The sequence below is a fragment of the Leptolyngbya sp. 7M genome, from assembly GCF_018128485.1.
Genome location: NZ_CP070897.1, coordinates 2,079,366 through 2,096,987 on the forward strand (window position 1 = coordinate 2,079,366; position 17,622 = coordinate 2,096,987).

Annotated in this window: 13 protein-coding genes, 1 other RNA gene, 1 pseudogene and 1 CRISPR repeat array; of the genes and pseudogenes, 8 read left to right on the top strand and 7 right to left on the bottom strand. The window is 48.8% G+C overall.

The features are described 5' to 3' along the window. Positions 1-12: 12 nt before the first annotated feature. On the top strand, positions 13-948 hold the full coding sequence (locus tag JVX88_RS09890) for a tetratricopeptide repeat protein (protein ID WP_211627159.1): 936 nt from the start codon (positions 13-15) through the stop codon (positions 946-948). On the opposite strand, the gene JVX88_RS38190 is transcribed toward JVX88_RS09890, so the two are convergent. Together JVX88_RS38190 and JVX88_RS09900 are read right to left on the bottom strand one after the other, a co-directional pair. Next, positions 945-1,499, bottom strand: coding sequence for a hypothetical protein (locus JVX88_RS38190; protein ID WP_225931374.1), 555 nt, complete (start codon positions 1,497-1,499; stop codon positions 945-947). The genes JVX88_RS09890 and JVX88_RS38190 overlap by 4 nt on opposite strands. Positions 1,500-1,814: 315 nt before the next feature. Further along, a CRISPR array of direct repeats spans positions 1,815-3,501; the repeat unit is 36 nt; unit sequence TATGTTTGATTCCTTTCCCCGCAAGGGGACGGAAAC. A 303-nt stretch (positions 3,502-3,804) separates the two neighbouring features. Further along, a complete protein-coding gene (locus JVX88_RS09900; protein WP_211627161.1) occupies positions 3,805-4,746 on the bottom strand; it encodes an IS110 family transposase in 942 nt (313 codons plus the stop codon). Between the two features lie 192 nt (positions 4,747-4,938). Between JVX88_RS09900 and JVX88_RS09905 the strand changes: the two are divergent. From JVX88_RS09905 to JVX88_RS09915, 3 genes and pseudogenes are all read left to right on the top strand, one after another. After that, positions 4,939-5,178 (top strand): annotated as a pseudogene (locus tag JVX88_RS09905) (IS3 family transposase); the annotation flags it as partial. 591 nt (positions 5,179-5,769) lie between these two features. After that, entirely contained in the window at positions 5,770-6,168 is a 399-nt protein-coding gene (locus JVX88_RS09910; protein ID WP_211627163.1) for a DUF6559 family protein, read from the top strand. A 152-nt stretch (positions 6,169-6,320) separates the two neighbouring features. Continuing rightward, positions 6,321-6,971, top strand: coding sequence for a transposase (locus JVX88_RS09915; protein WP_211627164.1), 651 nt, complete (start codon positions 6,321-6,323; stop codon positions 6,969-6,971). Between the two features lie 65 nt (positions 6,972-7,036). Here the strand turns inward: JVX88_RS09915 and rnpB are convergent. The 5 genes from rnpB to JVX88_RS09940 all read right to left on the bottom strand — a co-directional run bounded on the left by rnpB (position 7,037) and on the right by JVX88_RS09940 (position 12,169). After that, positions 7,037-7,412, bottom strand: an RNA gene (gene rnpB / locus JVX88_RS09920) — RNase P RNA component class A. Positions 7,413-7,568: 156 nt separating this feature from the next. After that, positions 7,569-9,908, bottom strand: a complete 2,340-nt coding sequence (locus JVX88_RS09925) for an LptF/LptG family permease (RefSeq protein WP_211627165.1) — start codon at positions 9,906-9,908, stop codon at positions 7,569-7,571. Beyond that, a complete protein-coding gene (recO, locus tag JVX88_RS09930; protein ID WP_211627166.1) occupies positions 9,905-10,663 on the bottom strand; it encodes a DNA repair protein RecO in 759 nt (252 codons plus the stop codon). Before recO ends, JVX88_RS09925 begins: the two co-directional genes overlap by 4 nt. A 225-nt stretch (positions 10,664-10,888) precedes the next feature. Beyond that, positions 10,889-11,269, bottom strand: coding sequence for a DUF6677 family protein (locus tag JVX88_RS09935; protein ID WP_211627167.1), 381 nt, complete (start codon positions 11,267-11,269; stop codon positions 10,889-10,891). 204 nt (positions 11,270-11,473) lie between these two features. Further along, complete coding sequence (locus tag JVX88_RS09940; protein WP_211627168.1) at positions 11,474-12,169, bottom strand: gamma-glutamyl-gamma-aminobutyrate hydrolase family protein; 696 nt, start codon at positions 12,167-12,169, stop codon at positions 11,474-11,476. Between the two features lie 106 nt (positions 12,170-12,275). On the opposite strand from JVX88_RS09940, the gene JVX88_RS09945 reads away from it, so the two are divergent. The 4 genes from JVX88_RS09945 to JVX88_RS09960 all read left to right on the top strand — a co-directional run bounded on the left by JVX88_RS09945 (position 12,276) and on the right by JVX88_RS09960 (position 17,552). Then, on the top strand, positions 12,276-12,533 hold the full coding sequence (locus JVX88_RS09945; protein ID WP_211627169.1) for a hypothetical protein: 258 nt from the start codon (positions 12,276-12,278) through the stop codon (positions 12,531-12,533). Continuing rightward, entirely contained in the window at positions 12,502-13,884 is a 1,383-nt protein-coding gene (locus tag JVX88_RS09950; RefSeq protein ID WP_211627170.1) for a trypsin-like peptidase domain-containing protein, read from the top strand. The genes JVX88_RS09945 and JVX88_RS09950 overlap by 32 nt, the downstream gene beginning before the upstream one ends. Positions 13,885-14,159: 275 nt before the next feature. Continuing rightward, positions 14,160-15,707 (top strand): aldehyde dehydrogenase family protein, encoded by a 1,548-nt coding sequence (locus JVX88_RS09955; RefSeq protein WP_211627171.1) that lies wholly within the window; start codon positions 14,160-14,162, stop codon positions 15,705-15,707. 66 nt (positions 15,708-15,773) lie between these two features. Continuing rightward, entirely contained in the window at positions 15,774-17,552 is a 1,779-nt protein-coding gene (locus JVX88_RS09960; RefSeq protein ID WP_211627172.1) for an SLC13 family permease, read from the top strand. Positions 17,553-17,622: the final 70 nt, after the last annotated feature.

The window sequence follows — 17,622 nt, forward strand, 5'->3', positions numbered from 1 at the left end:
TATAGTGTGGGAATGGTTCGCTTTCGCAAATCCTTTGTGGTCTTTGTGGCTGTATTCGCGTTGTTTTTGGCGGAAACAGATCTATTCGGTCAGGCGGCAGCCGGCCCATTGACCATAGTTTCGGAACCTAAGGCGTTGGTTTGGATCAATGATATCAAATTCGGCCAGACCGGCGATGACGGAAGATTCACTATCCCAAAACCTCCGCCAGGTCGCAAAACGATCCGCGTCAGAGCGTACGGTTTCAAAGAAGCGATAAGGAATCTTCTCCCGACGCAGATCGGTGAGATAACGATCGGCTTGACAAAGACCAATGACGAGGCCGAGCTTGCATTTCAGGATGGCGAACGCCACACCTCGATAGATCGAAACAAAGCTGCCGAATTTTATAGAAAAGCTATTGGTCTGCGCGCCAATTATCCCGAGGCATATCTTGGACTTGCCCGTGTAGAAGCAGACATTGGCAACATTGAAGAGGCGTTCAAGGCGGTTCGTTCGGCGCTTCGTTTAAGACCCATTTATCCGGAAGCTTCGGCAGTCGAAGGCCGGCTTCTGAAGGATACGGGCGATGAGCAGAAGGCGATCGCGGCTTTTCGCCGTGCGATCACTCAAGGAAGAGGCGTCCAGCCTGAAGCTCATACCGGTCTTGGAATGCTTTTTCAGGATCGCGCCGAACAGGCATTAGCCGATGGTGAGATAACCACGGCCGACGCCTCCTATGAAGAAGCCGCAAAGAATTTCTCGGCGGCGATAAGACAGCTTGGGTCGGCTCCCGATGCCGGAGTGCTTTACCAAATGCTTGGGCGCATTCTTGAGCAACAGCAAAAATACAAAGAAGCGATTGCTCTCTACGAGCGATTCTTGACTGACTTTCCTGATGCGGTGGAGTCTCCTGCCGTACGTTCGTTCATTGTTCAACTAAAGAAACAGCTTGAAGAAAAGCCTTAGATTTTACCCTTGTGCAGAGGCCACTCGCCACAATAGGAAAGGTCTGCTCGGCCGGTGATGAGCATCTCATCGTCGTCGCGCCAAAGAAATTCGGTCGTGCCGCCGACCGCGTGAACTGACACTTTTCGACCGGTGCGACCTGTAAAAGCTGCCAGGACTGCTGCACCGCTGGAACACGTTCCTGACGAAGATGTCTCGCCCGCGGCCCTTTCCCAGATCCGGATCTCAATGTTCTCGCGGTCAACCACCTTAACAAAAACGATGTTCGCTTTCTGCGGAAAGACCGAATGAATTCGGTCGTCCAGTTTTCTAGATCCAGGACTACTACATTTGCCGGGGCACGGCGCAGCTCTGCCAGCGTTTGGCAGGGCCGGACATTTTGAAATCCGCGAGCCTTTAAGCCTCGAAATTCTCTTGTGTCTTGGCTTAATTGAGGGAAGTGTTTGGCAGAGGAGGGTGTTCCAAGTGAGAGGAAGGTGAGGAGCGGCGGAGAGGGAGAGATGAGGCAGGAGGGTGTCCCAGGGAAGGGGGAGAAGGGGAAGAGCATCCATAGAAGTTTGACAGTGGAGAAACGGTTGCCATTCGGACAAGGTCTGCTGCTCTAGTTTAGTGGTCTCTTTGCTCTGGCTTGACTGTTTGAGAGAAAATGTTTATGCTATGAACACTTTTAACCCGTTTCAAGGATGTCTGCTGAACCTTGAAAACCGCATAACTCCGTTGACCTGCTTGAATCGCTCTCCAGGTCTGGGTTTGGGGTTTATTCTCCACTGGCCTATTAGAAGCGATTCTCATTTATTCAGCTGATCATCTGACCTCCTTGAAAATGTTGTCTAGGAGCTTTGCTACATAATCATTCTGGAGGGCGCTATGTTTGATTCCTTTCCCCGCAAGGGGACGGAAACGATTTCCTTATGGTTCTTAGGGTTTGCATGAGTATATGTTTGATTCCTTTCCCCGCAAGGGGACGGAAACCAATACGGCTCAAAGTCCCCTTTAGCCTCTTGGTAGTATGTTTGATTCCTTTCCCCGCAAGGGGACGGAAACACATTCTTCACCATATTCTTGACTGCCAGCGACTCTACAATGTTTGATTCCTTTCCCCGCAAGGGGACGGAAACACAACACTGTCTACAGTCTCTTGAAGCCTCTGTAAATCCTATGTTTGATTCCTTTCCCCGCAAGGGGACGGAAACTTCTACGTAAATAATAAAGGAATCGAACTCTGTGTTATGTTTGATTCCTTTCCCCGCAAGGGGACGGAAACCCGAAAACTGCTGATAAGCAATCCAGTATTAACGTCATGTTTGATTCCTTTCCCCGCAAGGGGACGGAAACATTGATCCTTTTTGTTTACGCGATAGCTTTCGCTGTTTATGTTTGATTCCTTTCCCCGCAAGGGGACGGAAACAAGGGATACGGGTAGTACTCCGGTAGCATGTAGAGATGTTTGATTCCTTTCCCCGCAAGGGGACGGAAACTCGTGAAGAATTTGGTTGACCAGAACCTTAAACGGATGTTTGATTCCTTTCCCCGCAAGGGGACGGAAACTCTGGGTTGTTCCAATCCAGAGGCTCTAGAGCCTTCAAGATGTTTGATTCCTTTCCCCGCAAGGGGACGGAAACTGGTGGATATGATGCCCAGTGGTACAGCTATTCTCTTTATGTTTGATTCCTTTCCCCGCAAGGGGACGGAAACTAAAGTAGCCTCTAACAAATCGTAGGCTAAGCTGTATGTTTGATTCCTTTCCCCGCAAGGGGACGGAAACAATCTGCTAGAAGCTCGTTAAACCGATCTGCGACTTCAGATGTTTGATTCCTTTCCCCGCAAGGGGACGGAAACATTCGAAAGGAATTGAAGTCAAAGGTAGTTCTTGGTTATGTTTGATTCCTTTCCCCGCAAGGGGACGGAAACATAGAGTAGATAGGGCCTGCACACTTCTGAGTTGTACCATGTTTGATTCCTTTCCCCGCAAGGGGACGGAAACAAACGAGCTGACTTGAATTTGGGATAGCCTGACTTGAGATGTTTGATTCCTTTCCCCGCAAGGGGACGGAAACAAGTCAGGTATGTCAGGCTTCGACGGCTCCTACTAATGTTTGATTCCTTTCCCCGCAAGGGGACGGAAACTAAATAGGCCCTGTCGTAGTCTTTTAAGGTTATTCGGTATGTTTGATTCCTTTCCCCGCAAGGGGACGGAAACTCTTCTTGACAAATAGTGCCTAGTTCATCGTGGACTATGTTTGATTCCTTTCCCCGCAAGGGGACGGAAACCCCTCTAGAACTAAGCCTAGGGTTTCTGCGTGGGGTATGTTTGATTCCTTTCCCCGCAAGGGGACGGAAACTCTTCGTGGCACTTCCTAACTAGCTGTTCAATTCATGTTTGATTCCTTTCCCCGCAAGGGGACGGAAACACTCCGAGGCCATGTACAGGTACCAATCTGCACCCTGATGTTTGATTCCTTTCCCCGCAAGGGGACGGAAACAAGTAGAACGTGTAGTCCACGTACCGTACCCCGGGATGTTTGATTCCTTTCCCCGCAAGGGGACGGAAACAACAAGCTAATTTTTGTTATTTGCGAGGCTTTAGATGTTTGATTCCTTTCCCCGCAAGCGATTATGTTGAAAGTCAAGAAATCAATGAATGATTAAGGGGTTGAACAAACGAATGCAAAAAATGTTTTAGAGCAGGATAAATGAGCGACTCAAGCAGACACATGAGCCACACTATCTCCAACATGATTGACGAATCAATTGAGATAAAGGCGAGGATTATCTCTCCATAACCTGGTGGATAAGAAACCTGGTGGATAAGATAACAACACTGACCCCCTGAACAAGGTGGGCGATCGCCCCTAATTAGGTAGAAACTTGCCAGGGTTGGCGATCGCGGATTATCGCATTGAGAATTCGCAGCAACTTGTGCATACAAGCCACCAATGCCACCTTCTTGGCTTTCCCCTGCTCCAGCAGACGGTCATAAAATGCCTTGATCTTGGGATTAAACCGCACCGCCGACAGCGTGGCCATGTAAAGCACCGATCGCACATTCGCCCGTCCTCCCCAGATCGTGCGATTACCGCGAAACTTGCCACTGTCGCGGTTAAACGGAGCCACCCCCACCAAGGCGCTGATCCGTTTATCACTGACGTTACCTAGTTCCGGCAACGCAGCGATTAAGGTCGTAGCCACCACCGAACCCACCCCAGGCACACCCTTCAGTAACGTCAGGTGCGATCGCCATTCGGCTTGTGCTTGAGCGAGTTGCTCAATCTCCTCCTCTAACTGTTGAATCTCCTCTTCTAGCCATTCAATGTGACGATCCACGTTCTCTCGCATCTTGCCCCGCAGACTGCTGCGACGATTTTTCTCCGCACTCATCATCTCCACCAGTTGATGGCGACGGGTCACTGCGTCTTGCAGCGCTCGGTCTTGATCACTGGCTAACACCGTAATCGGCGGTCGGAGCGCTTCTCCAAAGTGGGCTAACACGGCAGCATCAATGCGGTCGGTTTTGGCTAATTTGCCACTGGCTTTGGCAAAGTCTCGTCCTTGCCGAGGGTTGATGATGGAAATTGCTAGCCCTGCATCCTGGAGCGCTTGGGCAACTTCTAGCTCTAAGCCGCCTGTCGATTCCACAATCACCTGTCGAATCTCAAACGCTTGCAGCCGTTGCACCAACTCTGCGATCGCTGATGCTTGGTTAGACACCTGAAACTGTTCTCCACTGGGTCGTAGGTAAACCTCTAGGGTTGCTTGACTGACATCAATTCCAACCCACTGCGATTCGGCTTGATTCACACCCTGACCTCCGAATTAAATAAAACAAAATTAAGTAAAACAAATCGAAGACTGCACTCTCTCTGGCTCCATGCGGGCTTAAGCTCCAGGCGATTTTACGAGTTCTCAGCACTTCGAGCTGGTGTGGCGACCCAAGCTTGCGGACGGTTTTGGAAACCGGGGGGATTGCGGTCTGCCACTCTCTCAACATACCAGGGGAATTGTTGGGACAATGCTGTAGCCGAGAGTTTCTTTGGTACAGTGAAAACAGAATTAGTTCATCTACGAGATTTTGCCACAAGAGAAGACGCCAAGACGACAATAGTGGAATGGATAGAGGTATTCTACAACCGAGAGCGGTTGCAGTCGACGTTGAACTATCTTTCCCCGGTTCAGTTCGAGGAGCAGTATTGGTCATCCCTGCAACAATCCACCCAGGCCACAGCAGCTTAACTAAACTGTCCATTTTATTGGGGTAAGGTCATCTTCTGACTTGCGCTGCATAGTCGCCCTCTCAACCTGGCAGGTTCTCCCGCTTTTTTACTGTAAGCTTTTCTTCAGTCGCTTTAGGGTAGGAGATGAGGAGCGAACGATATGTTAGTAGACATGAATACTGTCGCCCAATGCATGGTCGTCTCCTCTGCCCTTTCTAGTGTGCGTCTCCCCATAATTCAAATGCAGCGGACAGTTGAAATCTACTGGTGCTGAGTTCAAGGTTGGTTGCCGCCGCTGATTTGAGGCGTTAGACCCCGCCAGCGGTTTCTAGTTTCTCTGCAGTCTATTTCTGGGTTTGTTGCTGAGTTTTAGTTTCAGGGTTTTTGGGGTGTGGCTGGTGTTTTTGTTGTGGGGGTGGTGGGGCGATCGCCTTTCACCCAGTCATCCAAAACCTCGGCACTGGCGGTATAATCTTCCTAGTTCAAGTTGCCTTGCTCTCTGTGTCTAACTACTCAGTGGAGCGGATGGACGAAACACACGGGTTGGTGGCTTATTTTTCTAGCCACTACTCACTTCGAGGACTTAGACATCACTAGGATAGAAAAAGCAATGATACAACATATTCAAAAATGGCTAGCTATCCGCAGTTATGCGAAGAATCTTGGCTCTAAACTCAGAAAGCGATATGGGGCATCCAGATACTACACTCCAGGGCAAGTTAAAACAACGGTTCGAGAAGCTGGCCTTGATCTAAAATTAGTACGTTATGCACTCTGCATGTATTGTGATCGCAGCAGCTTCATTCAATATCATATTGATCTAGGTGAAGCATATGATGATTATGATTCTATAAGGAATGAAATAGCAGCACAATTTTCTCGTAATCGTGTGTCATTTAATGAAGTTGTTTCTTCTTCAATGGTCATCAATCAAGCAATCTATGGGTATGATGGCGGTGGCCATTTTTCTGGTGGTAGTTGCGATAATGGAGGAACTTGTGACAGTTGAGTAGATGATTATTTTTCTGGCCACCGCTCCATTTGAGGCCGTTAGACCTCACCAGTAGGTTCTAATTTTTAATCCAGTTCATTTCTGGTTTTGTTGCTGAGTTTCAGTAGTGCGGTTTTTGGGTTGCGGCTATAGTTTTTGTGGTTGGGGTGGTGAGTGCGATCTCCTTTCACAAAGTCATCCAAAATATCGGTGCTGGCGGTACAATTGCGATAGCCTTTGATGTGCGAGCTTCCCTCTATCAGCTCATCGGCTTAGACCTGACTCAAATTCATGGGATAGGTCCCTACCTGTCGATTCGTTTGATTTCTGAGTGTGGCACTGACTTGAGTCGATGGCCTTCGGCTAAGCACTTCACCTCGTGGCTCAGGCTCTCGCCTGGCAGTAAAAAGTCCGGAGGCAAAGTGCTCTCGTCTCATACCGGCAAAACAACCAATCGGGTCACAGTCCATTTACGGCGAGCCACTGTCGCAGTGGGCAAAACCAATACTGCTCTGGGTGCTTTTTATCGCCGTCTGGCTGCACGTATTGGCAAGGCAAAGGCGGTGACCGCGACAGCCCGCAAGCTGGCGGTGCTCTTCTACAATGCGGTTCGCTACGGCATGGCTTATGTTGACCCGGGTGCGAACCACTATGAACAGCAATATCGTCAACGGGTCGTTAAAAACCTGCACCGTAAGGCGGCTGAATTTGGGTTTACCCTGCAACCAGTCATGTTATTTCCTGCGAAAGAGTCCTATGCTCCGCCGCCGCCCGCCGACGCAAAGATTCCTTCAATTCGTTCGGAACATATGCCCCGATAAAAACACCTTTTCGGTTTGCCATAATTTTTTCGGAAATGATCCTAAGATGAATAAAAGTGCCCAAGCTGCGGAGCAAGTCTATAAGCCGAATTTTGTTACAGCTTTCGCTGTCGGCGATCATTCATCTAGGCCGGACGTTACCGACCGACTCCAGCGATCTACCCGAAATGCTGTCGGCAATGCCAACTTTGGACGGGCCATCCATATCACATTTCCCTATTTGATCTTGCACCACGAGGAGTTTACCTGGCCACGCGTGTTGCCACACATGCCGGTGGGCTCTTACCCCACCCTTTCACCCTTTACCTCTTCTGAGGCAGGTCTGCTCTCTGTTGCACTTGTCGTCACCCGTCGCCGGGTGCCCGGATGTTATCCGGCTCGCTGCCCTACGGTGTTCGGACTTTCCTCTTCTTCAAAAGAAGCGACCGCCCAACCTGCTCCGCTGCATGGCTAGAGGATTATAACAAAAATTGTTGAACAGCAAAATGTTGTTTGTAACAGAATTGAAATATTTCGATCTATTTCACAAACGTAGCAAAAAAACTTTGCATTCTAAGTATTCATACTAATCGACCGCCCATATACTAATCTGAACGTTCAGGTGCGAAGTCTAGTTATGAGAAATGATCCCAAAGCGGCAAAAAGCAAAAGCGGGGCCCAGACCGCCACAGCCGGGTCAAGCATCCCGCTGGTGCCGAGTTGCTCCGAAAGCGTGGTAACGCCGAGAAATACTAGCCAGAGCGCTATAGCTAGGGCTACGCTCAATACTTTTCCCGTTCTTCTTAATGAGAGAGAAAATGGCGCGGTAAAAAGAGCGATTATAAATGGCAAAAAGATGGTCGAGTTGCGCTTTTGCAGAGCAATATCGTAAAGCCGTTCACCACTTTCGGAAACACCGATCCGATATTGCTCTCTAATCTCCGCTGAACTCATCTGGATCGGTTTTCGAATCGCTCCTCCCCTGGGATCGGCCACCTCAGGCAGAAAAGATGGAGCGTCCATTCCAATCTTCTCCTCACCGCTTTGTACATCAATGATTGATCGCCCCGGATCCAGAAACTCGATCCTTCCATCCATCCAATCACCGATAGCGGAACGGTACATCTTTTGCGAGTGCCCTTTATCCGCATCAAACTCAAAAATTATCAGGTCTATCATCATGGGTGGCTCAGGAAGCCGCGAAATTAATGAAGATCGAGATATTTCATTATCAGACGCTGTAACATTATTACTCGAACCTCTTGCTCTGAATGTATAAATTCGATCACCGATCCGAGCCCAATACCTTCCCGATACCTCCTTAGTCTCCCCTTTACCTCGAATAGCATTACGATACCTATCCTGGGCCCGATTGCTCATCGGGGCCACGCTCTCTTGAATATACCAGTTTATGGTACCTAGAAATAACATTAAGACAAAGCATGGAAGTAAAAGGCGATAAAGACTTTGGCCGGATGATATCCAAGTGATTATCTCATTCTGGCGCGATTTTATTACATACGTGGCAAGGATTGATATCAAAGCCGCCGAAGGTGCAAGGCTCAGATAAACGTAAGGGAGTAAAAAGAATATGTACTTCCCGAGAAGAACCTCTCCCCCATCGATCTTACCGGCAAATCGCCATAATTCGAATGCGGTAAAAATAATAAATATCGAACCTAGAAAGATAAGTGATAAAACATAATAGCGAATCAGCCCGATCAAAATATCAAAATCACGCAGGCCTGTCGTAAGATCTAGAAACACGCTAGAACGCTTCGGTGAGGTTCGGTCTGTCGCTTTCGGCATCCGCGACCAACCTAAAGACAATAGCCTTTCACCGAGTCCGAGCCTGGACCCGAATGCAAACCATATAGTTGCAGAGATCGCAGCTGATATAGGAAGCATCGATGCCACGATAATCGGAAACTTTCCTGTCCTAACGATCTGCTCACCAAGAAATGCGATCAAATAAAAACCTATTAGGGTCGCAAGAGCGAGGATTATTCCAAACCCCTTCCCACCTCGATTGAAACGCAATACGAGCACTGTACCCAGAACACAAAACATTAACGGAGCAATGGTAAGAACCAGACGGCGTTGCCATATTATACCTGCTTCAAGCCTAGTCTCGACATTATCACTCGTCGCCGCAGCTGAAAGCTCAGCAAGGCCAAGCTCCTCGATATTCAGTTCCCGTTTACCCAGTCTTTCTATTAACTCGTCACGCTCAGTCCGGATCGCAAGCCTCACCTCTCCCAGTGTTTCACGAATAGCTTTAGTACCTTTTTCACTTTTAGTTAGGGTCAACGATTCCGAATTACTCAGCACAAGTTCGGAATGCTTTTCAGATGCATCAACCCGACCCTCCCGACTCGTTATCAGACGCACAGTGCCGCTTTTCGGTTCCTCTGCAAATATGAAAATGTCTTTCCATTGCCCAGTCTCCCTATCACCACGCCCGACATATACCGTGTACCCCGATATATCTGCGTTGAAGGTTCCGGGCTCGATCGGTGATTCAAGCTTATGGATCGCTGCTTGTACAGCGACCGTTCGAACTACACTGGCCGCTAAAGGCAATCCGAATAAGTTCACAAGAAGAGCTACAAGAGAAAGTACTCCACCTACTAACGCGACAGGTAACGCTATCCCAAAGTTTCCTACGCCAGCTGCCCTGATCGCGGTCAATTCACCGTCACCCTGCATTTTTGAAAGACCGATTATTACGCCAACAAGTACGGCCATTGGGCCCGTAAACGAAACCACACTTGGCACAAGTGCCATTGCAAGTTGCCAAATAAATCTGGACGGGATCTGGGAATCAAGGAATATATCGCTAAACTTACCTGCTTGTTGTACAAATAGCACTACGGTCAGGAGTGCCCAGGACATCAGCACATACGGCACTACAGTCCGGAGAAGATAAAATGAGATACTTTTCCCGGTTCGGATCATCGAATCAAGCCATCTACCGCCACCGAACGCAATGTCGTTATAGATCTATCTAAGGCGCGTTCAATCACGGGAACAAGAAGTTGTGAAACCTCTTTAGCAGCATTTAGCTCATCAGAGATTGCTAAAACATCCGTCGGTGGCAGCTTTTCCACATTGTGGAAAACTTTGTACCATCCGTCAGGAGCAAACTCGGCCAAAGTCCGTTTGGGGCAGGCGGAGCAGACAAAACGCAGACCGGCCTCTACGTAGGGTCTTTCGTCCGGATAAAATTCGCGTTCACATTTATAACATTTGCGCCATTCAATTAAATATCCCGACAGACGAAGAAGCCAGATCTCAAAATATGTCTTTATCAGGCCGATCTCACATTCATTCAACTTACCAGATGCCATACAGGCTTTTGTCATTCGAAACACCAATGCATTAGGATCGTTAGGCGGGACAAGCGCAAGAAGAAGGTCAGCAAGATACGAATAGAGTTGGAGCATCTGAGGTTCTGCAGCGACCTGAAAATTCGATCTTAAAAGCTCACATTCCTGCAGAGATACTAATTCGCGTTCTTCTTTTTGAAAATAGGTCAGGCGGACATGATTGAATGGCCCTAGTGAACTGCCGTACCTGCTCTTCAATCGCTTTACGCCTTTTGCCACGGCTCTAACTATCCCGTGGTCTGGCGTTAAGACCACGACCACACGATCCGCCTCCGCAAGGTCATGGCACTTTAATACGATCCCTTCTGTTTCGATCAACGACATTTAGTTTCTGTTCGGGAAAGAGAGAAAGGCTCTGAGACATTGAACCGGCATCAAGCATTTACCATGGTATGAAGTATAAGATCCACGCTATGAGAAGACTGATTCCAACAAATTGAGCGAAGGTCTTCAAACCATACAAAAAACGGTCACGAACCGAGCCGTTGTTGAAGACAGCAAACATAACAGATACAAAGAATCCGAATCCGACCAGATAAAGGAAATGGCTCATTCTTTCCTCCCATAATGGATATCCAAAGCGTCGATAACCGCCAAATAATTCAACAATCCTGAGACCTCCAAGAAACGCCCCCCATATTCAAAACTCGCCCGTGCAGCAACCGTCGGATCAGGATTCACTGCAAAAACAAAGCTTAGAAGGTCGCCGAGGCCATTTCCGAAGGTGGCAAACATATTCAAGATGTAGAGTAACTGGCCATCCTTAAATTCGAAACCAGGATAATATGCTCCTCCACTTAGTATAGCGACAATAAACATCGACCATACCACGAATGCGACGACCGCCCCACGAACGGTCTGTCCTTGTACCAAATGCCCGGCCCCCGGTAGAAACCAGCCTGCGATGGCAATGACGAAAGGGTTATTCATAGCTTCTGCTGTCCAAATCAATTAAGAAGTTACTGTAAATGTCGGGATTACAACTTCTAGAATATGCTGCATACTCTATTACTTATCTGTTCAAATTAAACGGCTTACAACATTTCCTTAAGTACTTTCTAGATATCTCCTGCACATAAAGTAAATTCACAATCAACCTTAATGAGAACCCAATAACCTATGCAATTATTATTTTTATCTATATTCACATTTGCTAACGAACCGCCTGAACAATTTTGCTGAAAGATCCTCTCCCCGCCAATTTAGTTCCGGATGCCACTGAACGCCAACAAAAAATTCAGTAGGTTCGGTACTTTCAATCGCTTCGATAACCCCATCAGCTGTATGAGCAACGGCCTTCAAGCGATCTCCAACCTTCTTTACTGCCTGATGATGATGTGAATTGACTCTGGCATTTCTTACTTTACTACCCGCCAGCTCTGAGAGCAGAGAATCAGGTTCTATATTTATTTGATGCGAAAGCCTGTCAAGCGGAGTGCCCTGCTCATGGTTTATGGCTCCTTCCACCTGCGAGGAGATGTCCTGGATCAGACTTCCGCCACGGAATACATTCATTATCTGCATACCGTAACAGATCCCGAAGACAGGAAGTCCCTTTTTCTGACATTCCTCCAGAAGTAAAAGATCTGTCTTATCCTTCTCAGGAAATACCTTTCTCAGAGCTGGAGATGGCTCTTCGCTAAAAAGATATGGGTCAGGATCACAATCACTTCCTGGTAATAACACACCTTCAAGCCCGGCAACTAAAGTCGAAATAAGATCACGCTCCGGTATCAGTGGTATATGAACAGGAGCACCGCCCGCCGCCCAGACCGCCTCGCTGTAATCGCGACCGAGATAAAAACGCCTGCTCTCGTGCTCAATACGCATAGAGATGCCTATCCGAGGTCGTTTGTGCATAAAATTTAATGTTCGTGCAATTCGCTCAGGCTGTCAATTTGAGCATTTGAAATTAAAGACTTATGATTGGCCTTTTATGGGAAATGAACGCATCAGCGACAGGATCCGCTCAACCACAGTCATTCTCGTGCAACGAAATGGACGCGTTGCGATGGCGGGTGACGGACAAGTAACACTTGGGGAAACCGTAATAAAGGGAAGCGCCCGCAAGGTCAGGCGTCTTTCTGAGGGCAATATCCTGGCTGGGTTCGCCGGCTCGACGGCCGATGCCTTTGCTTTGCTTACGCGCTTTGAAAAGAAACTTGCGGAATATTGTAGAACCTGCCGTTGTTAGCATAGACACGAAAGGCCCCCTGCCCGAACTTACGACGCGCCGTCAGCCCGGAACCCAAACGCCACCAGAGGTTCCGGATGATATCCTTGAATTTCTTCGCAGGCAAATGCCCCGACGGGCTCCGCTCTCCGTCGGAAGCGGGTTCATTGTAGATAAAGCAGGATATATCATTACAAACGCCCATGTTGTTGACAGCGCTGTTCGAATAACAGTGAGACTTGATAATGGTGAAGAATATCTGGCAAAGGTGCTGGGAACCGATGCCGAAACGGACATCGCAGTTTTGAAGATCGATGTGGGCAGAGACCTCCCCTACGTCGCTCTCGGAGATTCTGACAAAATTCGCGTCGGCGAATGGGTATTGGCACTAGGTTCGCCGTTTGGCTTGGCACGTTCTGTAACTGCGGGAATCGTTTCCAACCGTCATCGTGAGACGCCAAATAGTTCTCCATTCCAGAAATTCATTCAGACCGATGCCGCGATAAACCGAGGAAATTCTGGAGGTCCCTTGGTGAATGCTCAGGGCGAAGTGATAGGTGTTAATTCACAGATCGCAACATCAACAGGTGATTACAACGGTGTCGGATTTGCTCTTCCATCAAACGAGGCGCGCTTTGTTTACGACCAGATACTTCAGCATGGCCGGGTGAAACGAGGATTTCTCGGCGTACTTCTTGACACTGTAAAGCCTGAATTTGCAAAAGTTTACAAGATGGGCGAGACGCGTGGGGCAATAATTACAGATGTTAGAGCCGCAGTCGGGCCTGCGGCAGCGGCCGGATTGCGAACCGGCGATATCGTAGTTGGTTTTGACGGAAAACCCGTTATAAGCGCTCAAGACCTCATCGCAAAGGTCGGCTCTACATCGCCAGATCACCCTGTCAGGATCGACATATTGCGTGAAAATGGCGATGAACTTGAGCGACGTACCATCGATCTGCGTCTCGGTGAACGGCCGATCCCGGCATCGGATACCGGACGTAACCCTGATCGTACGCGTTTGCCAGTCGATCGCACCAAGGAAGATGCGAAGCCATTCGGCCTTACTCTGGTCGAGTTGACACCGCAAATGGCAACTACCTACAAGATCGAAGGGCAAAAAGGTGTTGTTGTAAAGGAGATCAATCCCGAAAGCTTTATCGCCGATGTAAAGACGACTGGCGGTGCAGACGCTCTCGGTGAAGGCGATGTAATTGTTCGGATAAACCGCACCCCTGTAGGAAGTGAGAAGGCCTTTGCAGAAGCCGTTGCGAAACTTAAGAAAGGCGATCCAGTGGTGCTCCACGTCATGGCCTTCGACGCCCGGACAAGAACTTCGCAGCTAAAGATCGTGCAGTTCACGGTGCAGTAATATATCTTTTCTTTAAGTCTAGTCGATCGGAACCTGAGAGGTGCAAGCATCTTTCAAAGAAGTGACCTCTGCAAATTATGCAACTTTAATGTATGTTTCCATTCAAAACCTCTCTTCGCATCTCAATTTCAGAGGTATTTTTCTTTTCTGAGGAAGCATCCTCGCTTGCTTACAGGTAAGTCTCCTCTCCCGAACCCGCAGGTAACGCATCGCCAACCGGAGGAAACTCCGTAGATGCTTTGATTTTTCGTACCAGCAAACTAGACTAAAAGAATATGGCAAAGGCAAAACAGGCAAAAGAGAAGAAAGCACTGAAGTCGGCAAAGGCAACAACGAAAAGTTATCACAATTACATTGGTGGCGAGTGGGTGAGGAGCTCGTCGGGAGAATGGTTCGACAACGTAAATCCAGCAGATACAACAGATATAATAGGAAGATTTCCGAAGTCGAACGCTGAGGATGTCGATAAGGCGGTTGCGGCCGCAAAGGATGCGGCGAGTAAATGGCGGCAGACACCCGCACCGAAGCGTGCCGAGTTGTTATTCACGCTGGCGGAGATAATTCGTGACAACAAACATCGTTACACCGAGGAAATGACCCGCGAGATGGGTAAGGTGTTGAAAGAAGCGGGCGGTGACGTACAGGAAGCCATCGACTGCACGTATTACACAGCCGGCGAAGGCCGCCGATTGCATGGCTTTACGACGCCGGCAGAAATGAAAAACAAGTTCGCGATGTGCGTTCGCCAGCCGGTCGGCGTGTGCGGCCTGATCACGCCGTTCAATTTCCCGATGGCAATACCATCGTGGAAGCTGATCCCCGCGCTCGTTTGTGGCAATACTGTGATAATAAAGTCCGGCGAGGACGTGCCGCTTTCGGCACTGAACTTGGTCAAAGCTTGCGAAGAAGCAGGAATTCCTAGAGGCGTTGTCAATCTTGTTAATGGATTTGGCGAGCCCGGCGCGGCACTGGTCGATCACAAGGACGTTCGGCTTATCTCGTTCACCGGTTCCACCGAAACGGGACGCAAAATAGCTGAGACATGCGCCCGCGAAAACAAGATAGTTTCTTTAGAAATGGGCGGCAAGAACGCGATCATCGTGATGGACGATGCGGATATCGATAATGCGGTCGAGGGATCCGTTTGGGGAGCGTTTGGAACCAGCGGTCAGCGCTGCACGGCTTCATCACGGCTCGTAGTTCACAAAAAGATTTACAAGAAGTTCGTTACAAAATTTGTTGAAAGGGTCAAAGCCCTTCGGGTCGGAAACGGCTTAGATCCGAAAACAGAGGTTGGACCTGTCATTCACGAGGATGCAATGCAAAAGATCCTCGGTTATATCGAGATCGGCAAGAAAGTTGATAAAGCGACCCTTGCGACTGGCGGCAGTCGCATCACCAAAGGCGGCCTTGATAAAGGTTGGTTCATTGAGCCGACAGTGTTCACAGACGTCAAACCCGGAATGCGTATCGAGCAAGAAGAGATATTTGGTCCTGTCACGGCGATCATCCCGTTTGGTGCTCTTGATGAGGCTATTGAGATAGTGAACGGCGTGAAATATGGACTCTCGTCTGCTATCTATACTCAAGACGTAAACAAGGCGTTTTACGCAATGCAGGAACTATATACGGGCATCTGTTACGTGAATTCGGCAACGATCGGCGCTGAAGTTCACTTGCCATTCGGCGGAACAAAAGCGACTGGCAATGGTCACCGCGAAGCTGGAACACAAGTTCTCGACATCTTTAGCGAATGGAAAGCCCTTTATGTCGATTATTCCGGCAAACTGCAAAAAGCCCAGATCGATGAGGTAGAGATCTAGAGGTACTTGCTTGGGAACTATCCGAATTTGGCTGTACAATTTTGGCGTCAGAGGACGCCATTTTTTATGACTGCGGAGATAGGCATAGTTCTGGCCGCGCTGGCACTCGCGGTATTTCTTTTCGTAACTGAAAAGTTGCGTGTGGATGTAGTGGCTTTGTTGGTAATGGCATTGTTGCTCGTAAGCGGCATAATCACGCCATCTCAAGGTCTTTCAGGATTCAGTAACGCAGCGACGCTTACCGTTGGAGCGATGTTCGTCCTCAGTGCCGGGCTTTTCAAGACTGGTGCGGTAAGCTTTCTCGGAGAGCTTACAGGCCGTGTTTTCAAGAGCGGTTTTTGGTTCGGGATCATTGTTGTGATGCTGATCGTCGGCGTTCTGTCGGCTTTCATCAATAACACACCAGTCATCGCCATATTTCTTCCCATTCTGCTCGGCGTTGCCCGTGAAAATGGCATCAGCGCATCCAAGATACTGATGCCTGTCTCATTCGCCTCGATGTTCGGCGGGGTCTGCACGCTCATCGGCACTTCCACGAACATTCTTGTCAGCTCCATCGCACAGGAAAGCGGTTTGCGGCCCTTCACAATGTTCGAATTCACGCCGCTTGGACTGATAATGTTCGTCGTCGGGACCGCTTATATGTTGATCTTTGGGATCCGCCTCATTCCCGAACGCCGCGGCAGCGGCGACCTTGTCGAAGACTTTTCGCTAAATGAATACCTTACTGAGGTCGTGCTTCAACCCGATTCTATCTCCGTCGGAAAACACATTCGTGAAGCACCGCTTGTTAAAGACCTGGAGCTCTCCATCGTAAAGATCGAACGCGATGATAAAGTGATCCAGGTGCCTTCTCCGAACGAGATATTGCGGGCGTTTGATGTGCTTCTGGTTCGATGCGACATAGAGCAGATCCGTTCTCTCCAAGAACAGGAAGGGGTTCTTTTCAAGGCTCAGAACAAGTGGGGCGATGAAACCATTACCTCAGCTGATTATCGATTGATCGAAGCTGTTCTTTTGCCAACCTCGCGATTGGTCGGCAGTACGCTGATGAGGTCGAATTTCCGTGAGCGTTTCGACGCAACCGTTCTTGCCATACGGCATAAAGGGCGGCTATTGCGTCAAAAACTCTCTGATACGGAACTTAGTGCCGGCGACGTGCTCCTTGTCGAGATCAAACAAGATCGAATACCTAACTTCCGGCGAAGCGGTGATTTCATAATAACGTCCGAAATGGAAAGGACAGAATTCCGACGAAATAAGGCGCTTTTAGCGATCGCGATCGTTGCAGCGGTAGTTTTGGGCGCTACATTCGAACTAGCGCCTATAGTTGTTACCGCAATACTTGGCGCTATCGGACTTATACTTCTCGGTTGCATTTCAGTCGAGGAAGCTTACGAAGCCATCGAATGGAAGATCATATTTCTGCTTGCTGGCGTGCTTTCGTTAGGCGTTGCTCTGGAACAATCCGGGGCGGCGGCATTGCTTTCGTCAAACATACTGAAATACGTAGGCGTTTGGGGCCCGATTGCTTTAGTGTCTGCGTTCTATCTGCTTACCTCTATCTTGACGGAAACAATGTCGAATAACGCTACCGCGGCACTACTTGCTCCCATTGCCATCGCTACGGCAAAGACATTGGAATTGGACGCGACTCCCTTTTTAATGGCGATAACTTTCGCTGCCTCGGCAAGCTTTATGACCCCTGTCGGATATCAGACCAATACGATGATCTACGGTCCCGGTCAATACAAATTCGTTGATTTCGTAAAGATTGGATCTCCGCTCAACTTAATGTTTTGGATAATCGCTACCATAGCGATCCCGGTCATCTGGCCGTTCTGACAGAATAAAATACGCCATTTACCGTTGTTTTCGGATTGCCATAATGATACTTTGTTGGTTTGCGGTAAAT

Excerpts from the sequence above, each read along its gene's own strand:
- JVX88_RS09890 (WP_211627159.1), top strand. The coding sequence starts at position 13 with ATGGTTCGCTTTCGCAAATCCTTTGTGGTCTTTGTGGCTGTATTCGCG.
- JVX88_RS38190 (WP_225931374.1), bottom strand. The coding sequence starts at position 1,499 with ATGGATGCTCTTCCCCTTCTCCCCCTTCCCTGGGACACCCTCCTGCCT.
- JVX88_RS09910 (WP_211627163.1), top strand. The coding sequence starts at position 5,770 with ATGATACAACATATTCAAAAATGGCTAGCTATCCGCAGTTATGCGAAG.
- JVX88_RS09925 (WP_211627165.1), bottom strand. The coding sequence starts at position 9,908 with ATGATCCGAACCGGGAAAAGTATCTCATTTTATCTTCTCCGGACTGTA.
- recO (WP_211627166.1), bottom strand. The coding sequence starts at position 10,663 with ATGTCGTTGATCGAAACAGAAGGGATCGTATTAAAGTGCCATGACCTT.
- JVX88_RS09935 (WP_211627167.1), bottom strand. The coding sequence starts at position 11,269 with ATGAATAACCCTTTCGTCATTGCCATCGCAGGCTGGTTTCTACCGGGG.
- JVX88_RS09940 (WP_211627168.1), bottom strand. The coding sequence starts at position 12,169 with ATGCGTATTGAGCACGAGAGCAGGCGTTTTTATCTCGGTCGCGATTAC.
- JVX88_RS09945 (WP_211627169.1), top strand. The coding sequence starts at position 12,276 with ATGGGAAATGAACGCATCAGCGACAGGATCCGCTCAACCACAGTCATT.
- JVX88_RS09955 (WP_211627171.1), top strand. The coding sequence starts at position 14,160 with ATGGCAAAGGCAAAACAGGCAAAAGAGAAGAAAGCACTGAAGTCGGCA.
- JVX88_RS09960 (WP_211627172.1), top strand. The coding sequence starts at position 15,774 with ATGACTGCGGAGATAGGCATAGTTCTGGCCGCGCTGGCACTCGCGGTA.